Consider the following 23,656-nt stretch of genomic DNA (forward strand, 5'->3'; position numbering starts at 1 on the left):
ATGGCCGATATCGCAACCACCACTCCCAAGCCGGCTGTCAGCGAGCGAGGCAAATTCCTCCGCCGGCTCCTGAGGCGCAAGACCGTCGCTGCCGGCGTGATCGTGCTGATCATCTTCGTCCTGCTTGCGATCCTGGCACCCTGGATTGCGCCTTATTCGCCCTCGAAGCTCTCGATCGTCAACCGGCTGAAGCCGCCGAGCGAAATCTTCTGGTTCGGCACGGATGAATTCGGGCGCGACGTCTTTTCACGCACCATCTATGCCGGGCGGTTGTCTCTGTTGGTCGGGGCTGCCGTGGTGGCGCTGTCGGCGCTGATCGGCGTGACGCTCGGCCTGCTTGCCGGCTTCTTCCAGAAGCTCGACACGCCGATCGCCCGGCTGATCGATGCGATGATGGCATTTCCGGATATCCTGCTCGCGATTGCGCTCGTTGCGGCCCTCGGTCCGTCGCTGGTCACGGTCATCGTGGCACTCGCCATCGTCTATTCACCGCGGCTTGCCCGGATCGTCCGCGCCTCGACGCTGGTGATCCGCGAACTGCCTTACGTGGAAGCGGCGAAGGCGCTCGGCATTTCGACCTTCCACATCATGACGCGGCATGTGCTTCGCAATCTCATGTCGCCGATCCTGGTGCAGGGCACGTTCCTCTTCGCCAGCGCCATGCTGGCCGAAGCCGGGCTTTCCTTCCTCGGGCTCGGCGTCAGCCCTGAAATTCCAACCTGGGGAACGATGATCGCCGCCGGCCGCCAGTATATCGGCCAGGCCGACTGGATGACCTATTTCCCCGGCTTTGCAATCATTCTTTCCGTGCTGTCGCTGCAAATGGTCGGCGACGGGCTGCGCGACATGCTCGATCCAAGACTTCGAAAGGACCTTTAGAATGACCGGTGAAAAAGCGGGCAAGCCGCTCCTCCTCACCAATGTGAAGCCGATGGCCTTTGGCGGCGATACATCCGCCGCCGTCACGGATATCCTCGTTGGCGCCGATGGCAGGATTTCGGCGATCGGCTCGTCGCTTGCGGCGCCTGTCGATGCGGAGCGTGTCGACGGCAAGGGCGCGTGGATTTCTCCCGGCTGGGTCGACCTGCACGTCCACATCTGGCACGGCGGCACGGATATATCGATCCGTCCGTCGGAATGCGGCGCCGAACGTGGTGTGACCACGCTTGTCGATGCGGGCTCGGCAGGCGAGGCCAATTTCCACGGCTTTCGCGAATACATCATCGAGCCGTCGAAGGAACGCATCAAGGCTTTCCTGAACCTCGGCTCGATCGGGCTCGTCGCCTGCAACCGCGTGCCGGAACTGCGCGACATCAAGGATATCGACCTCGACCGCATCCTCGAATGCTACGCGGAAAACAGCGAGCATATCGTCGGCATCAAGGTGCGCGCGAGCCATGTCATCACCGGGTCCTGGGGTGTTACCCCCGTCAAGCTCGGCAAGAAGATCGCCAAGATCCTCAAACTGCCGATGATGGTGCATGTGGGCGAGCCGCCAGCGCTTTATGACGAGGTTCTGGAAATCCTCGGGCCCGGCGACGTCGTCACTCACTGCTTCAACGGCAAGGCCGGTTCGAGCATCATGGAAGACGAGGACCTCTTCAACCTTGCCGAACGCTGCGCCTCCGAAGGCATCCGCCTCGACATCGGCCATGGCGGCGCGTCCTTCTCGTTCAAGGTGGCGGAAGCGGCCATCCAGCGCGGCTTGCTGCCGTTCTCGATCTCGACCGACCTGCATGGGCATTCGATGAATTTCCCGGTCTGGGATCTGGCAACGACCATGTCCAAGCTGCTGTCGGTCGGCATGCCGTTCGACAAGGTCGTTGAAGCGGTCACCCATCACCCGGCTTCGGTCATCAAGCTCTCGATGGAAAAGCGGCTGTCGGTCGGCGAACGCGCCGATTTCACCATTTTCGATCTCATCGATGCCGATCTCGAAGCGACCGATTCCAACGGCGACGTCTCGCGCCTGCAGAAACTGTTCGAGCCGCGCTACGCGGTCATCGGATCGGAAGCCACCGTCGCCAGCCGCTATATCCCGCGGGCCCGCAAGCTCGTCCGCCACAGCCACGGTTATTCGTGGCGGTGAGCCGACATTCCTGGAATTGCATGACAGGAGTTTACGTGAATACGTCTCCAGCAAAGGCCACTCCGGTGGCAGAAACGCCTTATGGGCGGTTGGCGGCACTCGGCATCAAACTGCCGCCGCCGCCGCCGCCGATTGCCAATTTCGTGACGCATGTACGCGAAGGCAATATTCTCTACCTTTCCGGTCAGGGGCCGCGGGAGATGGACGGTTATCTCCATGCCGGAAAGGTCGGCGGCGATGTCGATGTGGAGCAGGCCTATCAACACGCGCGACTGACGGGCATCAATCTGCTTGCCGTGATGCAGGACGCGCTCGGCGACCTTTCGCAGGTGAAGCGGGTCGTGAAACTGCTCGGCATGGTCAATGCCGTTCCGGATTTCGAGGATCATCCGCGGGTCATCAACGGATGCTCGGACCTCTTCATCGAGGTCTTCGGCGAGGCGGGCCAGCATGCTCGCTCGGCCGTCGGCTTTGGTTCTCTTCCCGGCAATATCACCGTCGAGATCGAAGCGATCGTTGCTCTGCGCGATTGAGGGGAGGACAGAACTCAGTGGTTGCGCCAGCCCATCAGCTTTTCGATCTTCTCGGCGGAGGCGCGCACCTGTTCCGTATAGTGGTTTTCGTCGGAAAAGACCTTTTGTTCCGGAAGTACGATGGAAATGGTGGCGACGCACTGGCCCTCGCGATCTACGACGGGCGAAGCAATGCAGGCAACGGCATAGTCCGATTCCGCAACCTGAATGGACAGGCGCTCCTGAAACGCCTTGCCTGCCGAGTCGGACAGGGTGCGGGCATTAATCTCGGCGCGACCGGTCGGAGAGGTTCGGGCGCAACGCTTGAAGAGTTCGATCCGCTCCTCGTCCGGCAGGTGGCCGACAAGCAGCCGGCCGGAGGCAGTCCAGTTGAGCGGTACACGCGTGCCGACGCGCGAAGCGACCTGGAAATGGCTCGGGCCGTCCGCCATGGCGAGCACCAGCATATAGTCGCCGTCGCGGCCGCAGAGCTGCACGGTTTCACCCGCCTGCCTGCAGAGGTCGTGCATCTCGTGGGTGGCGACGCTCATGAAATCCAGCGACCGGGCATAGGCAAGACCGTAGTGGTAAAGCCGAGCGCCGAGCCAGATCGACCCGTCGGGATTGCGGGCCAGCATGTTCTTTTCGACCAGGTCATCGATGATCACGTAGACGGTGGAAAGCGGTGCCTTGACCGCCTTGGCGATCGCATAGGCGCCCGCCGGCGCACCGGTTTCGTAGAGATAATCGATCACCTGCAGCGCACGGTCGATGCCGCTCACGCGCGAGCGGCGCGCGCCCTTGGCTTCCGTTTCCCGGGTGGAAGCGGCGTCTTCGGAGAGTGCTGCAGATGAAGTCCTGGTGTCCAATTCAATGTTCCTTGCGGCCCCTCGTGTGATTTCGAGAGGCTATTACATTACTATGGCATAACTGTCGATGGCAATCCGCAGCCGGCCATCACTTTGGAGAGATGAGAATGTCCGATGATATCCGCACCCAGATCGGCCTCCGCCCGGTCATCAATGTATCCGGCACGATGACCAGCCTCGGGGCCTCGATCGTCGTTCCGGAGGCGATCGAAGCCATGGCGGCGATCCTGCCGCAGTTCGTGGAGATCAACGACCTGCAGCGCAAGGCAAGCGCCGTCATCGCACGGCTGACGGGGGGCGAAGCGGGGTTCGTGACGGCCTCCTGCTCTTCCGGTATCAGCCTCGCAGTCGCCGGAGCCATGACCGGCAACAACCTGCTGGCGATCGAGAAACTGCCGGACGCGGCGCCGGAGAAAAACGAGGTCATCGTCCAGATGGGCCATGTGGTGAGCTACGGTGCGCCGGTGGACCAGGCGATCCGGCTTGCCGGCGGCAAGGTGGTGCTGATCGGCCAGGCGACCTCGACGCATCGCTACCACATGGAAAATGCGATCACCGACAAGACGGCGGCCGCCGTCTATGTGGTCTCGCATCACGTCGTCGACTATGGGCTGCTGAACCTCATCGAGTTCGTCGAGATCGCTCATGCGAAGGGCGTTCCGGTCATCGTCGATGCGGCCTCCGAATACGACCTGAAGCTCTTCCTGGCGCAGGGTGCGGATATCGTGCTCTATTCCGGCCACAAGTTCCTCGGCGGCCCGACCTCGGGCATCGTCGCCGGTAAAAAGGAGCTGGTGCGCAGCGCCTTCCTGCAGAACATGGGCATCGGCCGCGGCATGAAAGTCGGCAAGGAGAGCGTCTACGGCGTCATGGCGGCTCTGGAAGCCTGGGAGAAACGGGATCATGCGGGTATCCGCGAGCGCGAAACGGGCTATCTGAACCTCTGGAAAAAGACACTCGACGGGCGTCCGGGCGTGACTGCACTGATCGAGCCCGACCCGACCAACAATCCGCTCGACCGCATGCGGGTGATCATCTCACCGCCGGAAGCGCATATCACCGCTTGGGATCTTGCAAGCGCGCTTGGACGCGGCGAACCGCCGATCATCGTCCGCGACCACGAGGTGGAACATCACTATTTCTACCTCGATCCGTGCAATCTGCATCCGGGCCAGGAAACGATCGTTGCGAACAGGCTTGCGGAAGAACTCGACAAGGCACGCGCCTCCAACGAGATCATCGCCACGCCCATCGAGGAACGCAGCCGGCACCGGTTTGATGGAATGCTGCGCTGGCCGGACTGAGCCGAACAAGACCACAGGAAGGGAACGATCATGGCCACCTCGCAAGCGCAAGCCGTCCAGTCCGATCAACCGGTTCTGTCAGTCCAGAACCTGACCACGTCGTTCAACGTGGACGGCGAATGGAAGCCGGTGGTCCGCAACGTTTCCTTCTCCGTTGCGCCGGGCGAGACGGTGGCGATCGTCGGTGAGAGCGGCTCGGGAAAGAGCGTCACTTCGCTCTCCATCATGCGCCTCCTGCAGGAAGGGACGAGCCGTATCGAGGGCAAGATCATGCTCGGCGGGCGCGACCTGCTGTCGCTTCCTGAACACGAGATGCGCAAGGTGCGCGGCAATGACGTCTCGATGATCTTCCAGGAGCCGATGACGAGCCTCAACCCGCTCTTCACCATCGGCGATCAGATTTCCGAGGCGCTGCTCTGCCACAAGGACATGTCGGCGGCAGAGGCGAAAGCCGAAACCATCCGGCTTCTGGAAAAGGTGCGCATCCCGTCGGCTGCCTCGCGTTTTGATGAGTATCCGCATCGTTTCTCCGGCGGCATGCGCCAGCGCGTGATGATCGCCATGGCTCTGGCGTCCAGGCCGAAGCTCCTGATCGCCGACGAGCCAACCACCGCGCTCGACGTGACGATCCAGGGCCAGATCCTCGACCTCATCAAGATGCTGCAGGATGAGGAGGGCACGTCCGTCCTGTTCATCACCCATGACATGGGCGTGGTTGCCGAAATTGCTGACCGAACAGTCGTCATGTATCGCGGCGAGCAGGTCGAGACGGGCGCGACCGCGGACATCTTTCATCGCGGCAAGCATCCCTATACCCGCGCGCTGCTCTCCGCCGTGCCGGTGTTGGGTTCGATGGAAAAGTACCAGCGGCCGCTGCGTTTCCCGGTCGTCAATGCCGCAACCGGAGAGTCCGATGTGCCGGTCGAAGTGCCGGATACAGTCGCGAAGGGCAAGCCGATCCTTGAGGTAAAGGGGTTGACCAAGCGTTTCGATATTCATTCCGGCCTGTTTGGGCGGTTGAGCGGCCGCGTGCATGCCGTGGAGAACGTTTCTTTCGATCTCTTCGCCGGCGAGACGCTATCTCTGGTGGGCGAATCCGGCTGCGGCAAATCGACAACCGGCCGAGCAATCATGCGGCTCATCGAGCCGGACGCAGGTTCGGTCACCGTCGAGTGCCGTGACCTGCTCGCGCTCGACAGACGGGAAATGCGCGAGATGCGCAAATCCGTGCAGATGATCTTCCAGGACCCGTTCGCCTCGCTCAATCCGCGCATGACCGTTGGCCAGGCCATCGCCGAACCCTATCTCGAACACCAGATGGGGACTTCGAAGGAAGCCAAAGAGGTCGTCGCTGACATGCTCGGCAAGGTGGGGCTGACACCGGACATGGCAAGCCGCTACCCGCACGAATTTTCGGGTGGCCAGCGGCAGCGCATCTGCATCGCCCGTGCGTTGGCGCTTCAACCGAAGGTGATTGTCGCCGACGAAAGTGTTTCGGCGCTCGATGTGTCGATCAAGGCGCAGGTCATCAACCTGATGCTCGACCTGCAGCAGAGCCTCAACCTCGCCTTCCTGTTCATCTCCCACGACATGGCGGTCGTGGAACGCGTGAGCCACCGCGTTGCAGTCATGTATCTCGGTGAAATCGTCGAAATCGGCCCACGCGTCTCCGTTTTCGGCAATCCGCAGCACGATTATACGAAGAAGCTCATGGCCGCTGTTCCCGTGCCGGATCCCGACCGCCGGCGAGAGAAACGCATGGGCGCCAGCGATGAGTTGAAGAGCCCAATCCGGCCGGTCGATTACCTGACGAAGACGCGCGAATATCGCGCCGTGTCACCAGGCCACCTCGTTGCGGTCTGACGCGGCAGACGGTTCATCTTCTCAGGATGCTTTCGCTGGTCCCTGTAAAGCAGGTGTCCCCGAAAGCATCGCACTATTTGGGTCAGTCTGGCGAGGCCGCCCCCATCGTCGAGCGGCGTTTGATAAGTTCACCGGAAATCCTGCGGATGGTCGGTAGCTTGCCGGGCACGCATGAGCCGTCTTCGAGCATGGTTACCGTGACATCGACAAGCGTGTCGATCGGCTGGCGGAATGTCGTCAGGCTGTAATGTGGCCAGCCTGCCATGGCGATGTCGTCGAAGCCGGCAACAGCGATATCCTCCGGCACGCGTACGCCATTTTCCTGAAGCGCGTCGATACCGCCGACCGCGAGAATATCGTTGGCAAAAAAGATCGCGTCAGTGTCTCCACGGGCCAGAATATCGAGCGCCGCGTTTCGCCCTGCATAATAGCTGTACTCGCCGCCATCGATCAGCGCAGACAGCGTCATGCCGTGCTCGGCGATGCGGGTGATAAAGGCGCTCTGACGCTCGCGGTTGGTGGTGGTGTGCGAAAGGCCCGCCACATAAGCGATACGGCGGCGCCCGATCTCGTGGAAATGATCGGCGATCGTCCTCGCGCCCTCGATATTGTCGCAGATCACGCAACTCAGTTCCGCATCTTCCGCGACGCGGTTGATCAGGATTGCCGCCCGATCCTCCGTCGCCCAACGCAGAGTCGGGCCGGACAGGATCGTCGCGGAAATGATAATGACCGCATCGACGTTGTAGCGTCTCAGCGCCGAAAGCTGCTCCTCCAGGTCGGCGCCCTTGGTGATGTTGAACATCAGACTCTGCAAGCCGACGCGTTGCAGCCCGCGTGAAAGTCTCTCGATAAGCGCCGGATAGAAAGGGTTCTGCATGTCCGAGATGACGATGCCGACGATGTTCGTCCGGCTCTTCGAGAGCATGCTGGCGATGGCATTGGGATGATAACCGACGTCTTCGGCATGGCGCAGGATTTTCGCCCGGAGTTGCGGTGCAATGCTCGCCCCGGGTGTGAAGGCGCGCGAAATGGCCGACTGGCTGACGCCGATCATCCGAGCGAGCTCGCGTGCCGTCATCGGCTTGCGCCGCACCTTTTCGCTGGTCGTATTATTCAATGCCGCACTCCCTGGCACCGTTGCAACCGCTGCGAGATTCTCCCTATCGCTTAATCAGCCTTCCTTCAATACGACGAATTGGAGCAGAAGCCAATCTTGCATACGTATGCAATGCGCGCTACTTTTGCGACGGCGGGGGAAGGAGACCTGTCGGCAAGCTGATTGGTGGAGGTGCGGATGCCCACGGCATTGCACGGCCTGCGGGTCGTCGATTTCTCGGATAGCCTGGCAGGACAGTATTGTGCACGCCTGCTAGCGGATTTCGGGGCGGACGTCACGCTGATCGAGCCTGTGGAAGGCTCTCCCATTCGCCGCATGCAGCCATTTTCGGTGACTGAGCCCAATCTGTCCTTGCATTTCTGGCACCTCAACGCCGGCAAGTGTTCCATCGTCGTCGACCGGGCGAATGCAGTACGGCTTGACACGATGCTGGCTGCGGCGGACGTTGCGATTTTGCCGGAGGATTTCGATCCGCAGCGCGTGGAGCGGCTGAATCCCGGCTGTATCGTAGCATCGGTCAGTGCCTTCGGGCGGGATGGACCGCTGGAGGATTGGCGCGGGCCGGAGATCGTCCTTCAGGCGCTGTCCGGCATGATGAACAACAACGGCGCCTATGGACGCGAACCGCTCTATGGTGTCGGAAACCGCGCCTCTTACGCGGCAGGGTTGGCGACCTGCATCGGCATTCTCGTCGCCTTGCACGAGCGCCATTCCAGCAATCTCGGTCAGGTCGTCTCGGTGGATGCGGCGGAGACTGCTGCAGCCATGTGCTTCCCTTATGTGATGCGGCACATCTACAACGGCTCCATCCACACGCGGCGGGATCAGACGATCCCCGCGGGCCAGGTGAAATGTCGCGACGGCTGGGTCTGCATCTGGATCTACAATCATCGCTGGCATGCGGTCTGCACGGCGCTCGACCTGCCGCATCTGGAAAACGATCCGCGCTTTGCCGAACCGGCTGTGCGCCGGGCGAATTGGGAAACCCTTTACGAGATCATTCAGGAAAAGGTTACGGATCAGTGCGCCGAGGAACTGGTGGAGCGGCTCCAGAAGGCGCAGGTCATCGCCGCGAAGGCTTACCAGCCGTCCGAGCAGTTGCAGAACGGCCATCTCAACGATCGGAATTACTGGGAAAAGGCAGACGGACGGCTGATCCTCGGCACGCCTTACCGGATGAGCGTTACGCCGCGTAAAGTCACATCCGGCGCACCGGCTCTCGGCGAGGCGAACGGTGAAATCGCCTGGACGCCCCCGGAACGGGTACCAGGTCGGCAATCGTCCCCGAGGCTGCCGCTTGAAGGCCTGAGGGTCATCGAGATCACGACGGCCTGGGCCGGTCCCATGGCTGGTCGGGTGCTTGCCTATTTCGGCGCGCAGTCGATCCATGTGGAATCGCCGAACCGCGTGAATTCCTGGCGGCTCAACAAGGAGAAACCCACTCCGATCAACTTTCCCGATGGTGAAGCGGGTTCCCGCCCCTTCGACCGCTCCTTCCTCTTCAACTCGCAGAACGTCAACAAGCTCTCGTGCATCCTGAACCTGAAGACGGAGGAGGGGCGCAAGACGCTTCGCCGTCTCGTGGCTGTCGCCGATGTATTGATCTGCAATTTCCGGCCGGGCACGCTCGCCAAGCTCGGACTCGACTATGAGAGCCTGGCCGCGATCAAATCCGATATCATTGTCGCGGAATTGCCGGCCTTCGGAGGCAGAGGACCGATGTCGCGCTATGCGGCGCTCGGGCCAACGATGGAAATGGCGACCGGCATGTCGGCAATGATGGGCTATCCTGGCTGCCAGCCGGAAAACAGCGGCCCTTCCTATCTCGATCCGATCGGCGGCTTCAACGCCGCCGCCGCGATCCTGATGGCGCTTTATCATCGCGACCGGACAGGTGAGGGCCAGTATGTCGAGGTGCCGCAGGTGGAGGCGGCCATGCAGTTCATCGGCGCTGAGCTTCTACTTGCTGCTGAAACCGGAGACGACCCGCCGGCGGATGGGAACCGGGTTCTGCACATGGCGCCGCATGACGCCTTCCCTGCGCGAGGCGAGGATCAATGGGTGGTCATTGCCGCGGAGGACCACAAACAGTGGGTCGCCCTTTGCGCGGCCATGGGTCGGCCCGAGCTTGCCTCCGATCCGCGCTTCTCCGATCTTGCCGCTCGCAAGCGTAACGAGGCGGAGTTGACCTCCATCATCTGCGAATGGACAGCGACCCGGGACAAGCATGCGGTCGCAAGGCTCCTGCAATATGCCGGCGTGGCGGCCGCTCCTGTCGCAAACGCAGCCGATGTGGCGGCGAGCACCTATCTTGCCTATCGCGGGTTCTTCACCGAACTCGATCATCCCGATGCAGGGCGACATCGCCATCCCGGCCTGCCCATTCATTTGAGCCGTACGCCCGGAAGCCAGCGCCGCGCCGCGCCACAATTCGGTGGCCATAATCAGCATGTGCTTCGGCACATATTGGCCTTTTCAGCCTCCGACATCGATCGCATTTCGAAGAGCGATGCGATGGCGGCCGTGCCTTTTCCGGACGGTTGAAGCATGAATTCATCTCCCGTCTTTCCACGAGAACTGGCCGTTAACATCCGGCTCGACGACGATCCGCGCTACAAAGGGTCGATCCATGACGACGCGGTGGCAAGATCACGCGGCTACAAGGCAGCACTGGTTCCGGGCGCCTTCGTTTACGGCCATATCAGCCGCCTCGCGCTTCACGCCTGGGGCAAGGATTGGACGGTCCGCGGCGGCATGGGCGTGCGCTTCCGCCGGCCGGTCCATAACGGCGACCATCTGGTGATGCGCGCAGGTCCTCTTCAAGATGAAGGCAGTATATGCCGGGCGGAAGTTTCGGTTATGAACGAGGATGGTGACGAGGTTGCTGCCGGCTGGATCGGATTGCCGGAGGACTCACCGGACCTGCCGGACATGTCAAGGCTTGCCGCTATTGCAAGGCCCGAGATTCCTCCGCCGGTTGAGGCGGGGGATCTCAGCCGGGGCATGCCTCTCACCACGGCCAATCGAATCCTGACGGATGTTGATTTCAAGGCTTCCCTGCGTGCCTTCGGTGAGGCCGATCCTTTCTACGAGCGGGAGGCGGTCGTCCATTCGGGATGCCTGATGCGGCTTGCCATGGGCGATACGAACAACAGCTTCAGATTTCCCACTCCGGTGGTCCTGACGGGGATCGAGACGCAGCATTTCGCTCAGGCGAGGCCGGGGCAGCGGCTTGCCGTCGTCGGTGCGGTCGCAGGAGCCTATCTCCGCAAAGGCAAGCATTATCTCGAAAGCGAGGAATTCATGCTTGCGGATGGAAAACTCGTCGCACGGTTTCTCCGAACCCAGATCTATGCCTTTGAGCAGGTGTCTTCCTGATCATCATCAGGCCCGCCATTCATTCCGCTTTTTTGCAGATGTCGCTTGCATACGGATGCAATTTGCGCAATGCTGTCAATATGGAGGAATGTGACTGCGACAGGCCGATCACGGTGATCGATGCGGTCGGGAGGGCCGCGCGAGACTTCAGCACAGCATGTCATGCATCGAACTGTTTGCCGGGCGTTGCCGGGACAGTGCCAAAGGACTTTTCAACCCGCGCTCATGCGCGGGCGGTTTTGCTTTTTCATTGAGGATGCGCAGTGGCTACGCCGACGACCATTAAATCCATAGAAGCTCTCCAGGTGATGTGGGAGCCGAACGAGCCGCCGGGTCGCCGCAGCGCGATCGTTCGGGTGACGACGATCGACGGGATCGTCGGATATGGCGAGGCTTCGCCGATGATGGGCGGCGAGCATTCGCTCGGTGTGGTGCGGGACTTCGCGCCATCCCTGATCGGTGCGGATGCGCTGGACCAGGCGGTGCTGTATGACAGGCTTTTGCATAGATACGTGAAGCTCGGGCCGGAAGGCGCCGTGACCGGGGCGCTTGCTGCGCTTGACATCGCGCTCTGGGACATCAAGGGAAAGTATTTCAACCAGCCGATCTTCAAACTGCTCGGTGGCGGATGGCGCACCGAGGTGCCGTTCTACGCTTCGATCGGGGGCAATGCCGGGCGCACCGTCGATGAAGTCCTGCGTGTTGTCGAGGCACGCTGGAGGAAAGAGACGCCGGCCGCCATCAAGATCCGCTGGGATGGCGACCGTACCCGGCAGGACTATGACATCCCGGGCGATATCGCAAAGGCGAAAGCGGTTCGAAAGCTCGTCGGCGACGATTTCCCGCTCGCCTTTGATGCCAACAACCAATATTCGGTCGGCGGTGCGATCCGGGTCGGGCGGGCCTTGGAGGAGCTCGGCTATATCTGGTTCGAAGAGCCGGTGCAGCACTATAACGTTCGTGCGATGGGGGAGGTCGCCCAGCGACTCGACATCACCGTTTCGGCGGCGGAGCAGACTTACACTACCCAAGCGCTCGTCGACATGATCAATGCCGGGGTCCGCATGGTGCAGCCGGATATCGTCAAGATGGGCGGCATTACCGGGCTCATGCAATGCGCCGCGATATGCCATGCGCACGGGGTCGAACTGGTGCCGCATCAGACGCAGCCGACCATCGCGCACACCGCGAATCTGCATGTGCTCGCGACCATCATGCACCTTACCAAGCCCGCCGAGTTTGCCGATCCCTCGACCCGCATGCATGTGGCTTTCGAGAATCCGCCGATACCGTCCGATGGCAAGTTTACGGTTCCGAATGGGCCGGGTCTTGGCCTGGTGGTCCGCGATGCTGAATTGAAGATGCGGCGAAGCTGATAGACTCAAACTTGTCTTTGGGAGGAGATGATGAGCTTGAACAGAAGGGAATTTCTTGAACTGGCTGCCGCGGCAACGGCATTGAGCACAATGGGCGTCCGCGCAGCCAATGCCCAGGACACCGACGTCATCCGCATCGGGATTGCCGCAGGCGGGCCGCGTACCAGTGATCCGAACTTCACGACGCAAGGGTCCGATAATTGGGCGACGGAGCAGATGTACGAACAGCTCGTCCGTCCGGAAGACGGCGATTTCGCCACCTCGCCCGACAAATATGTGCCGACGCTCGCGACCGAATGGACATCTTCCCCGGACGCCAAAACCTGGAATTTCAAGCTTCGTCAGGGCGTGCAGTTCCACAAGGGGTATGGCGAGATGACGTCCGATGACGTCGTCTTTTCCTACAAGCGTGCAATTGCCGACGGCACCAACAGAACCATCATGTCGAACGTCGCGGACGTGGTCGCCAAGGGACCTTACGAGGTCGAAATCACGCTGAAGACACCGGACGTGAACCTGCTCGGCACCACGATCTTTTCCAACAATACTGTGATCGTTTCGAAGAAGGCCTTCGACAAGATCGGCGCTGAGAAGTTCATGACGGATGCGGTCGGCACCGGTCCCTACGAGCTCACCCGCTTTGACAGCGAATGGGGCGAGGCGATGAAGCGCCATGAGGGTTATTGGGGCAACAAGGCAAAGATTGCCAATGTCGAATGCGTCTTCATCGCCGACACCACGGCCCGCACATTGGCGCTGCTCTCCGGCAACGTGGATATGATCGAGGCCGTGCGTGCACCGGGCTGGGTGGATTCGATGCTGCAGCGTGACCCCACCCTGCAGTTCGACATGACGCAGCCGGGTTCGTTCAATACCCTGCATATCAATCTCAAGCGCAAGCCTTTTGACAACCTGAAGGTCCGTCAGGCGGTCATGTATGCGATCGACCGGCATGCGGTCGCCGAGGCGCTGAAGCCGATGGGTGGCTTCATGGCCGGCCTGCAGCCGGATTTCTTCCCCGCCGGCTCCAAGACCGAGGATCTGCCGCCGGAACTGCAATACAAATACGATCCGGAAAAGGCCAAGGCCCTGTTGGCGGAAGCAGGTTTTCCGGACGGGTTCGATTTCGACAGCAATTGCAGCCAACGCGAGGACTATTCCTCGACCATGCTCATCGTACAGGAGCAGTTGCGCGCCGTCGGTCTGCGCATGAACCTCAAGATCGGCGACCACACGGCCTATCACGCAGACAATCGCAGCGACAAGAACACGCTCGCGATGCATTCTTCGAGCTATCCGCCGATCCCGACGCAGCTTTATTTCCAGCAGCTTTCGTCGAAATCGGAAGTAAAGCCGGACGGCAAGGGTGGCGGCGCCTACAGCCATTACGGCGTGGCGATGCCGGGTATCGACGATCTGCTCAACCAGGCCCTGCAGGCGACCGATTACAAGATCTATGTGGATCTCTGCAAAAAGATCGAGCTGCAGGTGCTCCGCGATCTGCCGCTGATCGGTCTGTCGACGCTGTCCTTCACCGTGGCGCGCAACAAACGCGTTGATCTCGGTTACCCCGTGAAGAGCGGCTATGCCCGCTGGCGCTTCCATCGCGCGACCAAAACGGCGTGATATAATCCTCCCAGCGCCTGCTATCCCTGTTGAGCGATCTTCGGGGATAGCCTTTTCCAGAAGGGTGCGTTCTCCTCTCGAAAAGCAACTCCGACCTCATCCGGTCGCGGGCCCACGAAGACCGGTGATGCTTGTGCCTCGCCGGTCTTCGGACATTTCCTGTTGATTTTATCAGGCCGGAACCGCTTGAGATGCCGTCGGCCGAGGGATCGGAAACGGCTTTGCAAAATGACAGGCCGTGAGCTGACCCGGCGCCACCTCGCGCAAGGGTGGCCGCTCGATGCCGCAGATATCCTGACGGATCGGACAACGGGTATGAAAACTGCACCCTGACGGGACGCGCTTGGGGCTCGGGACGTCTCCCTCCAAAATGATCCGCTTTCCCTTGCGGTCGGGATCTGGCTCCGGGGCCGCCGACAGAAGCGCCTGCGTATAAGGATGCTGAGGCATGCCGTAGATCTGCTTCTTCGGTCCGATCTCGACAATGCGGCCGAGATACATGACCGCAACCCGATCGGCGATATGGCGCACCACGGCGAGGTCATGGGCGATGAACAGGAACGAAAAGCCTTTCTGCTTCTGCAAGTCCTGCATCAGGTTGATGATCTGCGCCTGCACGGAAACGTCGAGCGCGGAAACGGGTTCGTCGGCCACGATGAAGCTCGGATCGACGGCGATGGCGCGGGCGATGCCGATGCGCTGGCGTTGGCCGCCGGAGAACTGGCGCGGATGCCTGTCCATGAAGCTTGGCGAAAGTCCGACCTGGGTCATGAGGTCGGCGACGCGTTCGCGCCGCTGGCGGCCCGAGCGGACCAAGCCAAACACGTCGAGAGGTTCGGCGATGATCTGCGCGATCGTACGGCGAGGACTGAGCGAGCCGTAAGGGTCCTGGAAGATCATCTGCAGGTGGCGGCGCATGTCTCGCATGCGCGCGGCGGGCAGGTTCGTCAGTTCGGTATTCTCGAAATAGACCTTGCCCGCGGTGGCATCGATCAACCGCAACAAGAGCCGCCCCAGCGTGGATTTGCCACAGCCGGATTCGCCCACGAGTGCCAGCGTCTCGCCGCGATTGATCTCGAAAGAGCAGCCGTCGACGGCGCGCACCTCGTCGGCCTGTTTCGCAAGGCTGAGCCGCATGCCGGAGCCGAATGTCTTGCCGAGGTCGTTGATGCGAATGATGGGATCGGTCATTGCAGGGCCGCCTCCTTCTTCTTGGCATCCGCCTGGCTGGCCGTCACCCAGCATGCCGCCCGCTGATCAGGCCCGAAAGAGAACATGGGCGGCATTTCGTTCGCGCATTTTTCGATGCGCAGCGAGCAGCGTTCATAGAAAGGACAGCCCTTTTTGACCGATCCGGCCAGCGGCACCGATCCAGGGATCTGGTAGAGGCGGTCGCGGTCGTCATCGAGCCGCGGAATCGATTGCAGAAGTCCCCGCGTATAAGGGTGCTGCGGTGTGCGGAAGATCGAGCGGATGTCTGCTTCCTCTACAACACGGCCGGCATACATGACGACGACGCGCTCGCAAACGTCCGCGATGACGCCGAGATCGTGTGAAATCAGCAGAATGGCGGTGTTCAGCGTACGGCGCAGCTTATGCATCAGGTCGAGGACCTGGGCCTGGATTGTGACGTCGAGGGCCGTTGTCGGCTCGTCCGCGATCAGCAGTTTCGGGTTGCAGGCGAGCGCCATGGCGATCATGACGCGCTGGCGCATGCCGCCCGAGAACTGATGCGGATAGGAGTCGAGCCGGCCTGCCGGGTCGGGAATGCCGACGAGGCGGAGCATCTCGATGACGCGCGCGCGCCTTTCCTCGCCCGTCATTGCCTCATGCAGTTTGATCGCCTCGCCGATCTGGTCCCCGATCGTCATGACGGGATTGAGCGAACTCATCGGCTCCTGAAAGATCATGGCGATGTCGCGGCCCCGGATATCGGGCATTTTCGAGCGCGGCAGCTCGAGCAGGTTCACGCCGTTGAACTCGATACGTCCCTGCACGATGCGCCCGGGCGGTTCGGAAATCAGCCGCAGGATAGAGAGCGAGGTGATCGACTTGCCGGAACCGGACTCACCGACGATCCCCACCGCCCCGCCGGCGGGGATCTCGAAGCTTACGCCATCGACGACCCGGATCGGATTGGCTTTCGGTCCGAACTCGACAGCGAGGTTATCTACTCTCAGAAGCGGTACCGTCATTCCGATATCTCCGGATCGAGTACGTCTCGCACCGCGTCACCCAGGAGGTTGAAGGAAAGGACAACACAGGTGATGGCGAAGCCGGCCCCGATGATCGGCCAGGGCGAACCGAAGAGATTGTTGAGGCCATCGCGGATGATGTTGCCCCAGCTCGGGTTCGGCGGCTGCGTGCCGATGCCGAGGAAGCTCAGCGACGCTTCGAGGCGGATGGCCGAGGCGACCCAGAGCGTCATCAGCACGACGATCGGGGCGGCGATATTGGGGATCACGTGGCGGAAGATGATGACCGGCGTGCGCACGCCGACTGCGATGGCCGCCTCCACATAGGGCTCCTGCTTGACCGCAAGCGTTGAGGCGCGCGCCACGCGGGCAAAGCCCGGAACGAAAGCGACGGTGATTACGGCGATGACATTCCAGAAGCCTCCGCCCAGCACCGCCGCGATCATGATGGCGAGCAGCAATTCGGGGAAGGCGAGGAGGAGGTCGATCAGGCGGGAAATGATGCGGTCTATGACTCCGCCGAAATACCCGGCAACCACGCCAAGCACCGTACCGCAGATCGCCGCCAGCACCGGCGAGATGAGGCCGAAGATCAGTGAGTTCCGCGAGCCGTAGATCATCCTCGACAGGACGTCGCGCCCGAACTGGTCGGTGCCGAGCCAATTGTCGGCGGAAGGCAGCCGGTTGATCTTGAGGATGCTCTGGGCCAGCGGGTCATAAGGTGCGAGAAGCGGCGCGAAAACCGCGACGAACACGAAGACCACGACGACCGCAAACGCGAACATCGTCGATGTGCGCGAGAAGAGCTCGTAGCCAAGCCGGCTCAGCGCCCTCGGTTCCGGTGCTAGGGAAGGGGACGGCAGTTCGGAATGTTCTGTACTGACGGCCATTACTGCACCCGAATTCTGGGATCGACGACGATATAGACGAGGTCCATCATGAGGTTGATGAGCACGACGAACATCGCGAAAATCACGACGCCGCCCTGGATGACTGCATAATCGCGTTCCGAGATGGCGCTGATGAGCAGCTTGCCGATGCCCGGGCGATTGAACACCAGTTCGATTGCCACCGATCCCGACAAAGTGGCGAGCGTGCTGAGGCCGATCCCGGTGGTGAGCGGCAGCAGGGCATTGCGCAGCCCGTGCCGGTAGATGACCCTTGGTTCCCTTGCACCCTTGGCCCGCGCCGTGCGGATGTAATCCTTGCCGAAGACTTCCAGCAGGGACGTTCGCGTGAGCCGTCCGATGAAGGCCGCCTTGACCAATGCCAGCGTGACGGCCGGCAGGAAGACGTGATGCATCCGGTCGAGAAAACCCTCCCCGCCGCCATTGATGGGAAAAAGCCCGAGGTTCAGCGAGAAGGTGATGAGAAGCAGGGCTCCCAGGTAAAAATCCGGCACTGCATAGCCGAGCAGTGAGAAGCCGCGCACCGCACTGTCGGCGGCCTTGTTACGATGGGTCGCCGCCAGCACGCCGAGCGGAATACCAAAACCGACGCCCAGTATCATGGCGACGATAGTCAATTCGATCGTGTAGGGCAGGTTATAGCCGATCAGTCGCAGCACCGATTGATTGTTCATTAGCGACGTGCCGAAATCGAGCGTCAGCATGCCCCAGATGAAGTCGATGTATTGCTGCCAGAGAGGCGCGTTCAGGCCCATCCGCTCGCGGAAAATTTCGAGCTGTTCCGGCGTCGCCATATCTCCTAGCGCTGCGATCGCCGGATCGCCCGGCAGAATGCGCATGGCGATGAAGACGAGGGTCAGAACCAGCAGGACTGTGGGAACGGCATCCGCCAATCTCAACAGAAGATATCGCGCCATGGTGTTTTCCTCCTCCCTGGTCGCGGTGTCCGTTTTGCCTCCTCGCAGCACGGGCAGGCTATACTTGCGCAATCACCTGCCTACTGCCAGCCTCTCTCCTGCAAGGACGTCAAATAAGGCTCGTTGGCGAGGTTCGGCTGCAATCCCGGCGATAAGAAATTTCGTCCGTCGCGCTCAAAGCTGACGAAATACTGCAGGTGATACTTCGAGCGTGTGTAGTCGCCCGGGATGGTCGCGACGAAGCTATCCTCCCGTCGCCTCATCGGCAGAGATATCCAGCGCTCGGCCTGATTGACGTGCCGGCAGTGGAGGAGGGGCTCACCATCGGTCTCTCCGGCGAAGCGGACCACGAAATCCTCGCCCGGCTTGAAGGTCGGGGCACCATGCACGGAGGACGCGCTTGATGAGACGGGTTGGCGTGCTTCCAGCGCCGCGATCGTGGCTGCCACCGCTGGTTCGGCCCTGACGCTTTCATAAAAGCCGCCGCCACGGAGCGATTCCAGATCGGCCAGTTCCGCACGCATTTCCGGCAGTCGCGAATGCCACGAGCCACGCAGCCAGGATTGTGGGCCATAGGTGAGGTCATCCATGTAGAGATCACGGGAAATGTCGGCGATCTTCTCCCATGCCATCAGCGAGCGGTTTGCATGGTCGATGACACGATCCATCAGCGTCGTGACCTTGGTTGCGACGAAGAGCTCGGCCCAGCATGCCGCCCGGAAGCGTTCAGCGAAGAAGCGTGCCAGCCCGGCGCAGATCTGGATGTCGACGATCATCCGCTGCACGGCTATGTTGCCGAAGCTTTTGGTGCCGGTCGCCTTGAGGACTGCGCTCTCGCAGCCATGCGCCATCTCGTCCAGCCAGTCGGCGACATCGAGCGGGGTATAGCGGTGCGATGCCTTTCCGTTGAGCAGCAGTTCAATGTATTCACGCGCATTGGCAAAGAGGGCAGGATCGAAGGTCGGAGCGTTACCGAAGCGGACCGGTCCCTCCATATCGGAACCATAGGCTCTCCGTCCCGAGCCGTCGATCAGGGCGAGGTTGGTGTAGACCTCCGGCCAATAGTGGTTGTTGGATGCGGACGGGCCATGCGCCAGTGTGACCAGCGGCAGGACCCGGCTTGCCCAGGACAGCCCCTTTTCGCATGCCTCTGCTGTATCGCCGCAGGTCTTGGTGAGATAGCGCATCCAGCTTTCGCGTGGCGCATCCGGGTTATAAAGCAACCGCCCCCAGACGCGGTACTGATAGTCGTATTTCTGCCAGTCGTAACGGGTGGCAAGGCCCTGTTTCTGGTAGTTGAAGCGCCCGCCCGGAATGCCGGTTCCCATACGCCCCTTGAAGCCCAAAGGTTCACACCATTCGACTCCGTCGGAGCCGGCAAACATGGAACTGCGCCCGTAGCCTGCGGCAAACTCGGGATCTCCCCAGAGAAGCACACGCTGCGTGCCTGGCCAGATGCGGTAGATGACCTTATAGTCCTTGTCCGCGGTCAAGAGATCGCCATAGGAATACCGCAGGAACTTTCGCGAGCCCTCGCTCAACTGCTCTCGCTCGCTCCGGGCGACTTCCGGCGGATATTCCTTGTCGCGAATGGCCGACTGGTGATAGGGCGGGCCCATGTGCTCAGCCAGATATTTCGGCGAGGCCGCGATCGGCATGCCGCTGGCGCGGGCGATTCCGATCATCCTGTGGTCGAGGCCCTTGCCGTGCATGTCGATTTCGATCGGACGGCCGGCAGCGGCAACGCCGGCGAAAGCTTCTTCCCAGAAGCCGTATTCGCCCTCGGCGATGCCGCCCTCCACATGGACCCGGAAGGTAAGCCCGGTAATTTCGGGCACTTCCTTCAGGAGCGTCGTGATAGCCTCGCGACAATAGGGGGCGAGATTGTCTTTGGTTATGCCCGTGACGGTGTAATTGGCGCGCGGCACGTCATCGAAGTCGTATCGCTGGGTCCAGAGCGCAAGCTGGAATTCGAGCCCTCGCTTGGCAGCTTCCCGGCCGATGAACTTCAGCATTTCCAGATTCAGCTCGCGCTCGTCGTCCGGCAGTTCCTCGACCCTCACGTCATGGGCGGGGAGGTTAAGCAGATAAGGATAGGGGAAATAGAAATAGACGTCGGTAATCCATGGATTGTGGTAGGGGTAGTTGTAACCAAAACCGAGCGCGAGTGAAAAACGATTGAAGCGGTTGGCTGCAAGCATCGACAGGTATTCGCGCCATTGCTGACGGTCGTAGAACCAGATCTTGTCTTCCTGCTCACTGCAGAACAGCCGGCTCATGCTTCGCACGCGGGCAGATGGTTGCTCGACAAGCGGGAAAGTGCCTTCGAATAAATCCTGGCCTGGAGCGAAACGCACCCGATCGGCTAGTTCCGTCAGCGCGAAGACCAATCCGCGCGTATCGGAACCCCAGGCGGTGATGATGTCGCCCTGCCGGACGAGCACGAAGCTTTCCGGCGCTTCAGGGAGTTCCACAGGCAGTTCTCGAGTGTCGGGCAGGCCGGCTCCGAAGACATTGATAACGATACCGGACTGCGCCGTATCGGCGATCCTGGCCTCCACGTTCCGGCGCGCAAGCGCGTTTTGCAGTTCGGCCGCGGCCCAGCGAACCGGCGGGGCGGTATCCGTCCTCGGGAGAACAATGGTGACCGAAGCCGATGCAGTCATAACGTCATTCCTCTAAAAACAGGCTCGAATTCACCGCTTTCTCGGAGCGCTCTTGGGTGAGGCGTCGAGGCTCGCCGTCTTTCGGCGGATGAATTCATGAAATCGGGCATGGCGCAGCCAGCCGGGACTGTGCCCGGCGGGCCTGTTTCGTTTGGCGATCGGCTTTGCCGGTCAGCTGATCTTCGCCTTGGTCAGCCGCCAGTGGGCGTAGCCCGACTTGAGTTCGTAGCCGAGATCGACATTGGCAGCCCGGACGACCAGATAGCCGTTGTCGCTGATCGGCAGGAGCGGCATGTCGGTCAGGAACTTGACCTCGATGTCCTGGACCAGCTTGACGCGTTTCTCCAGATCAGGCTCCTCCATCGCCTTCTTCAGCATGTCGTCGATGCCGGGGATGGCGACGCCATAGTGGCTGAAATTGGGACCGCCGGAACCATCTGATTTGACTTCGGCAGCGGCACTCAATTGCTCGATGATCGCCTGCGTAGGGACAGGCGGATAGGCCGCCGAGCGCTGGAAGATCGTGTTGGTGCCTTTCTGCTGATCGGCGTGGAAGGCGGTGTGGTCCTTGATGTTCAGCTTCATGTCGATCCCGCCGGCGCGAAGCTGTTCCTGGACGATCAGCATTACCGAGGAATAATCCTCGCGCTGCGAGGTGTCGGCGTTGAACGAGAACCCGTTCGGATGACCGGCCTCGGTCAGCAGTGCCTTCGCCTTCTCCGGATCGTAGTCATAACGAACCTCTGCAGGGATGGTCTCCGTTGTGAACCCTCCCAGATAGGCAGGCGGATTCAGGCCATAGGTCCGCTGACTGACCGGAGCCATGGCGTTGGCGATCTCGTCGCGATTGATCAGATGGGCGATTGCCCGCCGGACACGGATGTCGTCGAAGGGCTTCACTGTCAGGTTGAACGAGATGGTGAAGAAGCTTCCCGGGGAGGCGACGTCGAAATGCAGGTTCGCATTTCGTTGCTGAATCGAGGGCACCCAGCCCGGCGCACGAACGCCTTCGATCATGTGAACGTCACCCGAAAGCAGCGCCAGCGTCCTAGCCGTGGTATCCGCGATATAGCGGACCTGGAGATTGGGGGTGACGGGCGCCCCGCCGAAATAGTCCTTGTTGGCGGTGAGCTTCACGCCCTGCGAGGGATCGCTTTCGACACTCGCGAGCTGGTAAGGTCCGGTGCCGATCGGGTCCTTTTCGAAGGCGGCTGCCCCTTTTTCCTCAAGTGCCTTGCGTGAAATGATGCTGGACGAATAGTGGCTGAGCGGCCCCATGATGAACAGCGGATCGGGCTGGTTCAGCGTGAATATGACCGTGTTGAGACCGTCCACTTTCACGTCGGCGATATTGTCAAACAGGACGCGATTGCCGCCCAGAGCCTTGTCGTTGCGCAGGCGATCGAAGGTGTATTTCACGTCGTCCGACGTGAGGTCGCCATAGCCTTTGTGGAACTTCACGCCCTGGCGAAGCTGGAACGTCCATGTCTTCGCATCCGGTGTCATCGACCAGCTGGTTGCAAGGCTCGGCTGAACTTCGGCGACACTACCCGGAAAATGCCCGAGCGGCACTTCCACAAGCTTGTCGAAGATATGGATGATGGCCCATTCGTCGGCACCCTGGATCGATTTGGCCGGATCGATAGTGCGGACGCCGCGGGCGGCAAAGGCCAGCCGCAACGTATCTGTTGCTCCCTGTGCGAGAGCGTTCGGACCAAGGCTGGTCGCGATGCCTGCGCCGGCAATGGTTGCGGCCGTGCGGCTCATGAACATGCGTCGAGATATTGCCATGCCACTCCTCCCCTGGGCTGTACCGGCTCCGTGTCGCCTCCACGGCACAAGACGGTTGACGAACAACTCGCGCTGATGGTAGCGCTACCATAAACAGATCGTCAAGCGCTGGAAGTCGATTTTTTGAATTGGGGAGGCGAACGCTGTGGTTGGACGAGGGCGTAAATGGATTACCTGCGGCAACGTGGATATCATCGTGGCGTGCTGCAGACGCACGCGGCGGCGCCTTCCCGCCGTGATGCGAACAGGTGGCCATTTCATGGAGCCTTGAATGTCTAAACGCCGTACGGACGGTAGACCCACGATAGCCGATGTTGCCCAGCGTGCCGGGGTAGGGGCGATTACCGTATCCCGCGCTTTGCGGGACCCTTCCCTGGTGTCGGACATGCTGCGCGAGAAGATCGATACTGCCGTCCGCGAACTCGGGTATGTTCCCAATCTCGCTGCCCGGACCCTGGCATCCACCCGCAGCGACGTGGTGGGCGTCCTCGTGCCCTCGCTGACGCAGCATATTTTCGCCGATGTCTTGCGCGGCATCTATGACGGGATCGGCCAGACCAGGCTGCATATCCAGGTCGGCAACACGCGCTATGATCTCGACGAGGAGGATCGGCTGCTTGCCGAACTTTTGCGACACAAGCCGGCCGGCCTGATCGTTTCAGGGATCGACCAGAGCGCTGCCGGCCGCCGGATGCTGGAAAAGGCGAATTGCCCGGTCATCCAGATCATGGATCTCTCCGACAATCCGGTGAACAAGATCATCGGCTTTTCCCATCACGACGCCGGCAAGGCGATGACGCAACATCTGATCGAAGCCGGATATCGCCGCATCGGATTCCTGAGCGGCTGGATGAACAGCCGTTCCAAGGGGCGGTTGTCGGGATATGTCGAAGCTTTGGAGGAGGCGGGGCTATATGATCCGCAACTGGTCAACCCTGCCGGTGATCTCGAAGCACTGGCCTTGCGCGGCAGTTGGGACAGGCATCAGTATTCAACGCCCGCCATGGGGCGGCAGCTGCTCGCGGATCTCTGGAAAGCGGCG

General features: G+C 61.2%; 18 protein-coding genes. 10 read left to right on the plus strand and 8 right to left on the minus strand.

The window, feature by feature from the left end:
* From ABK249_RS23675 to ABK249_RS23685, 3 genes are read left to right on the plus strand one after another with little or no spacing between them, the layout of a single operon-like run.
* Entirely contained in the window at window positions 1–879 is an 879-nt protein-coding gene (locus ABK249_RS23675) for an ABC transporter permease (RefSeq protein WP_227704044.1), read from the plus strand.
* Window position 880: 1 nt separating this feature from the next.
* Window positions 881–2,089 carry an amidohydrolase/deacetylase family metallohydrolase gene (locus ABK249_RS23680; protein ID WP_227704043.1) on the plus strand — a complete coding sequence of 403 codons (1,209 nt, stop codon included), beginning with the start codon at window positions 881–883 and terminating at the stop codon, window positions 2,087–2,089.
* A 20-nt stretch (window positions 2,090–2,109) separates the two neighbouring features.
* Window positions 2,110–2,622: a RidA family protein gene (locus ABK249_RS23685; RefSeq protein WP_227704042.1), complete on the plus strand. Its 513-nt coding sequence runs from the start codon at window positions 2,110–2,112 to the stop codon at window positions 2,620–2,622.
* 14 nt (window positions 2,623–2,636) lie between these two features.
* Here ABK249_RS23685 and ABK249_RS23690 read toward each other — a convergent pair whose 3' ends face one another.
* Window positions 2,637–3,476, minus strand: coding sequence for an IclR family transcriptional regulator (locus ABK249_RS23690; protein ID WP_227705216.1), 840 nt, complete (start codon window positions 3,474–3,476; stop codon window positions 2,637–2,639).
* Window positions 3,477–3,577: 101 nt separating this feature from the next.
* On the opposite strand from ABK249_RS23690, the gene ABK249_RS23695 reads away from it, so the two are divergent.
* Together ABK249_RS23695 and ABK249_RS23700 are read left to right on the plus strand one after the other, a co-directional pair.
* Window positions 3,578–4,774 (plus strand): aminotransferase class V-fold PLP-dependent enzyme, encoded by a 1,197-nt coding sequence (locus tag ABK249_RS23695; RefSeq protein ID WP_227704041.1) that lies wholly within the window; start codon window positions 3,578–3,580, stop codon window positions 4,772–4,774.
* Between the two features lie 30 nt (window positions 4,775–4,804).
* Complete coding sequence (locus ABK249_RS23700) at window positions 4,805–6,637, plus strand: ABC transporter ATP-binding protein (protein ID WP_227704040.1); 1,833 nt, start codon at window positions 4,805–4,807, stop codon at window positions 6,635–6,637.
* An 82-nt stretch (window positions 6,638–6,719) separates the two neighbouring features.
* Here the strand turns inward: ABK249_RS23700 and ABK249_RS23705 are convergent, their stop codons facing one another.
* Complete coding sequence (locus tag ABK249_RS23705; protein ID WP_227704039.1) at window positions 6,720–7,757, minus strand: LacI family DNA-binding transcriptional regulator; 1,038 nt, start codon at window positions 7,755–7,757, stop codon at window positions 6,720–6,722.
* A 177-nt stretch (window positions 7,758–7,934) separates the two neighbouring features.
* Between ABK249_RS23705 and ABK249_RS23710 the strand changes: the two genes are divergently transcribed.
* The 4 genes from ABK249_RS23710 to ABK249_RS23725 all read left to right on the plus strand — a co-directional run bounded on the left by ABK249_RS23710 (window position 7,935) and on the right by ABK249_RS23725 (window position 14,137).
* Window positions 7,935–10,301: a CaiB/BaiF CoA transferase family protein gene (locus ABK249_RS23710; protein WP_227704038.1), complete on the plus strand. Its 2,367-nt coding sequence runs from the start codon at window positions 7,935–7,937 to the stop codon at window positions 10,299–10,301.
* A 3-nt stretch (window positions 10,302–10,304) separates the two neighbouring features.
* Window positions 10,305–11,135, plus strand: coding sequence for a MaoC family dehydratase (locus tag ABK249_RS23715; protein WP_227704037.1), 831 nt, complete (start codon window positions 10,305–10,307; stop codon window positions 11,133–11,135).
* Between the two features lie 263 nt (window positions 11,136–11,398).
* A complete protein-coding gene (locus ABK249_RS23720) occupies window positions 11,399–12,511 on the plus strand; it encodes a mandelate racemase/muconate lactonizing enzyme family protein (RefSeq protein ID WP_227704036.1) in 1,113 nt (370 codons plus the stop codon).
* Window positions 12,512–12,547: 36 nt separating this feature from the next.
* Window positions 12,548–14,137, plus strand: coding sequence for an ABC transporter substrate-binding protein (locus tag ABK249_RS23725; RefSeq protein ID WP_280107462.1), 1,590 nt, complete (start codon window positions 12,548–12,550; stop codon window positions 14,135–14,137).
* A gap of 171 nt (window positions 14,138–14,308) precedes the next feature.
* On the opposite strand, the gene ABK249_RS23730 is transcribed toward ABK249_RS23725, so the two are convergent.
* The 6 genes from ABK249_RS23730 to ABK249_RS23755 form a co-directional block, all read right to left on the minus strand.
* Window positions 14,309–15,328 carry an ABC transporter ATP-binding protein gene (locus ABK249_RS23730; protein WP_227704034.1) on the minus strand — a complete coding sequence of 340 codons (1,020 nt, stop codon included), beginning with the start codon at window positions 15,326–15,328 and terminating at the stop codon, window positions 14,309–14,311.
* A complete protein-coding gene (locus tag ABK249_RS23735) occupies window positions 15,325–16,332 on the minus strand; it encodes an ABC transporter ATP-binding protein (protein WP_348864222.1) in 1,008 nt (335 codons plus the stop codon). Before ABK249_RS23735 ends, ABK249_RS23730 begins: the two co-directional genes overlap by 4 nt.
* On the minus strand, window positions 16,329–17,222 hold the full coding sequence (locus ABK249_RS23740; protein WP_227704032.1) for an ABC transporter permease: 894 nt from the start codon (window positions 17,220–17,222) through the stop codon (window positions 16,329–16,331). The genes ABK249_RS23735 and ABK249_RS23740 overlap by 4 nt, the downstream gene beginning before the upstream one ends.
* Window positions 17,222–18,157, minus strand: coding sequence for an ABC transporter permease (locus ABK249_RS23745; RefSeq protein WP_037152971.1), 936 nt, complete (start codon window positions 18,155–18,157; stop codon window positions 17,222–17,224). The genes ABK249_RS23740 and ABK249_RS23745 overlap by 1 nt, the downstream gene beginning before the upstream one ends.
* Before the next feature lie 80 nt (window positions 18,158–18,237).
* The gene (locus tag ABK249_RS23750; protein ID WP_227704031.1) at window positions 18,238–20,823 is read right to left on the minus strand and encodes a hypothetical protein; all 2,586 of its coding nucleotides are present in this window, start codon (window positions 20,821–20,823) and stop codon (window positions 18,238–18,240) included.
* Between the two features lie 171 nt (window positions 20,824–20,994).
* On the minus strand, window positions 20,995–22,614 hold the full coding sequence (locus tag ABK249_RS23755; protein ID WP_227704030.1) for an ABC transporter substrate-binding protein: 1,620 nt from the start codon (window positions 22,612–22,614) through the stop codon (window positions 20,995–20,997).
* Window positions 22,615–22,885: 271 nt separating this feature from the next.
* Between ABK249_RS23755 and ABK249_RS23760 the strand changes: the two genes are divergently transcribed.
* On the plus strand, window positions 22,886–23,656 hold a 771-nt coding region (locus ABK249_RS23760), incomplete at its 3' end, for a LacI family DNA-binding transcriptional regulator (RefSeq protein WP_348864223.1).

Source organism: Neorhizobium phenanthreniclasticum (assembly GCF_040066075.1).
GTDB lineage: Bacteria > Pseudomonadota > Alphaproteobacteria > Rhizobiales > Rhizobiaceae > Neorhizobium > Neorhizobium petrolearium.

What these genes read in the sequence shown, in the direction of transcription:
- ABK249_RS23675 (WP_227704044.1), top strand. Translation starts at nt 1, where the DNA reads ATGGCCGATATCGCAACCACCACTCCCAAGCCGGCTGTCAGCGAGCGA.
- ABK249_RS23680 (WP_227704043.1), top strand. Translation starts at nt 881, where the DNA reads ATGACCGGTGAAAAAGCGGGCAAGCCGCTCCTCCTCACCAATGTGAAG.
- ABK249_RS23685 (WP_227704042.1), top strand. Translation starts at nt 2,110, where the DNA reads ATGACAGGAGTTTACGTGAATACGTCTCCAGCAAAGGCCACTCCGGTG.
- ABK249_RS23695 (WP_227704041.1), top strand. Translation starts at nt 3,578, where the DNA reads ATGTCCGATGATATCCGCACCCAGATCGGCCTCCGCCCGGTCATCAAT.
- ABK249_RS23700 (WP_227704040.1), top strand. Translation starts at nt 4,805, where the DNA reads ATGGCCACCTCGCAAGCGCAAGCCGTCCAGTCCGATCAACCGGTTCTG.
- ABK249_RS23710 (WP_227704038.1), top strand. Translation starts at nt 7,935, where the DNA reads ATGCCCACGGCATTGCACGGCCTGCGGGTCGTCGATTTCTCGGATAGC.
- ABK249_RS23715 (WP_227704037.1), top strand. Translation starts at nt 10,305, where the DNA reads ATGAATTCATCTCCCGTCTTTCCACGAGAACTGGCCGTTAACATCCGG.
- ABK249_RS23730 (WP_227704034.1), bottom strand. Translation starts at nt 15,328, where the DNA reads ATGACCGATCCCATCATTCGCATCAACGACCTCGGCAAGACATTCGGC.
- ABK249_RS23735 (WP_348864222.1), bottom strand. Translation starts at nt 16,332, where the DNA reads ATGACGGTACCGCTTCTGAGAGTAGATAACCTCGCTGTCGAGTTCGGA.
- ABK249_RS23740 (WP_227704032.1), bottom strand. Translation starts at nt 17,222, where the DNA reads ATGGCCGTCAGTACAGAACATTCCGAACTGCCGTCCCCTTCCCTAGCA.
- ABK249_RS23745 (WP_037152971.1), bottom strand. Translation starts at nt 18,157, where the DNA reads ATGGCGCGATATCTTCTGTTGAGATTGGCGGATGCCGTTCCCACAGTC.
- ABK249_RS23750 (WP_227704031.1), bottom strand. Translation starts at nt 20,823, where the DNA reads ATGACTGCATCGGCTTCGGTCACCATTGTTCTCCCGAGGACGGATACC.
- ABK249_RS23755 (WP_227704030.1), bottom strand. Translation starts at nt 22,614, where the DNA reads ATGGCAATATCTCGACGCATGTTCATGAGCCGCACGGCCGCAACCATT.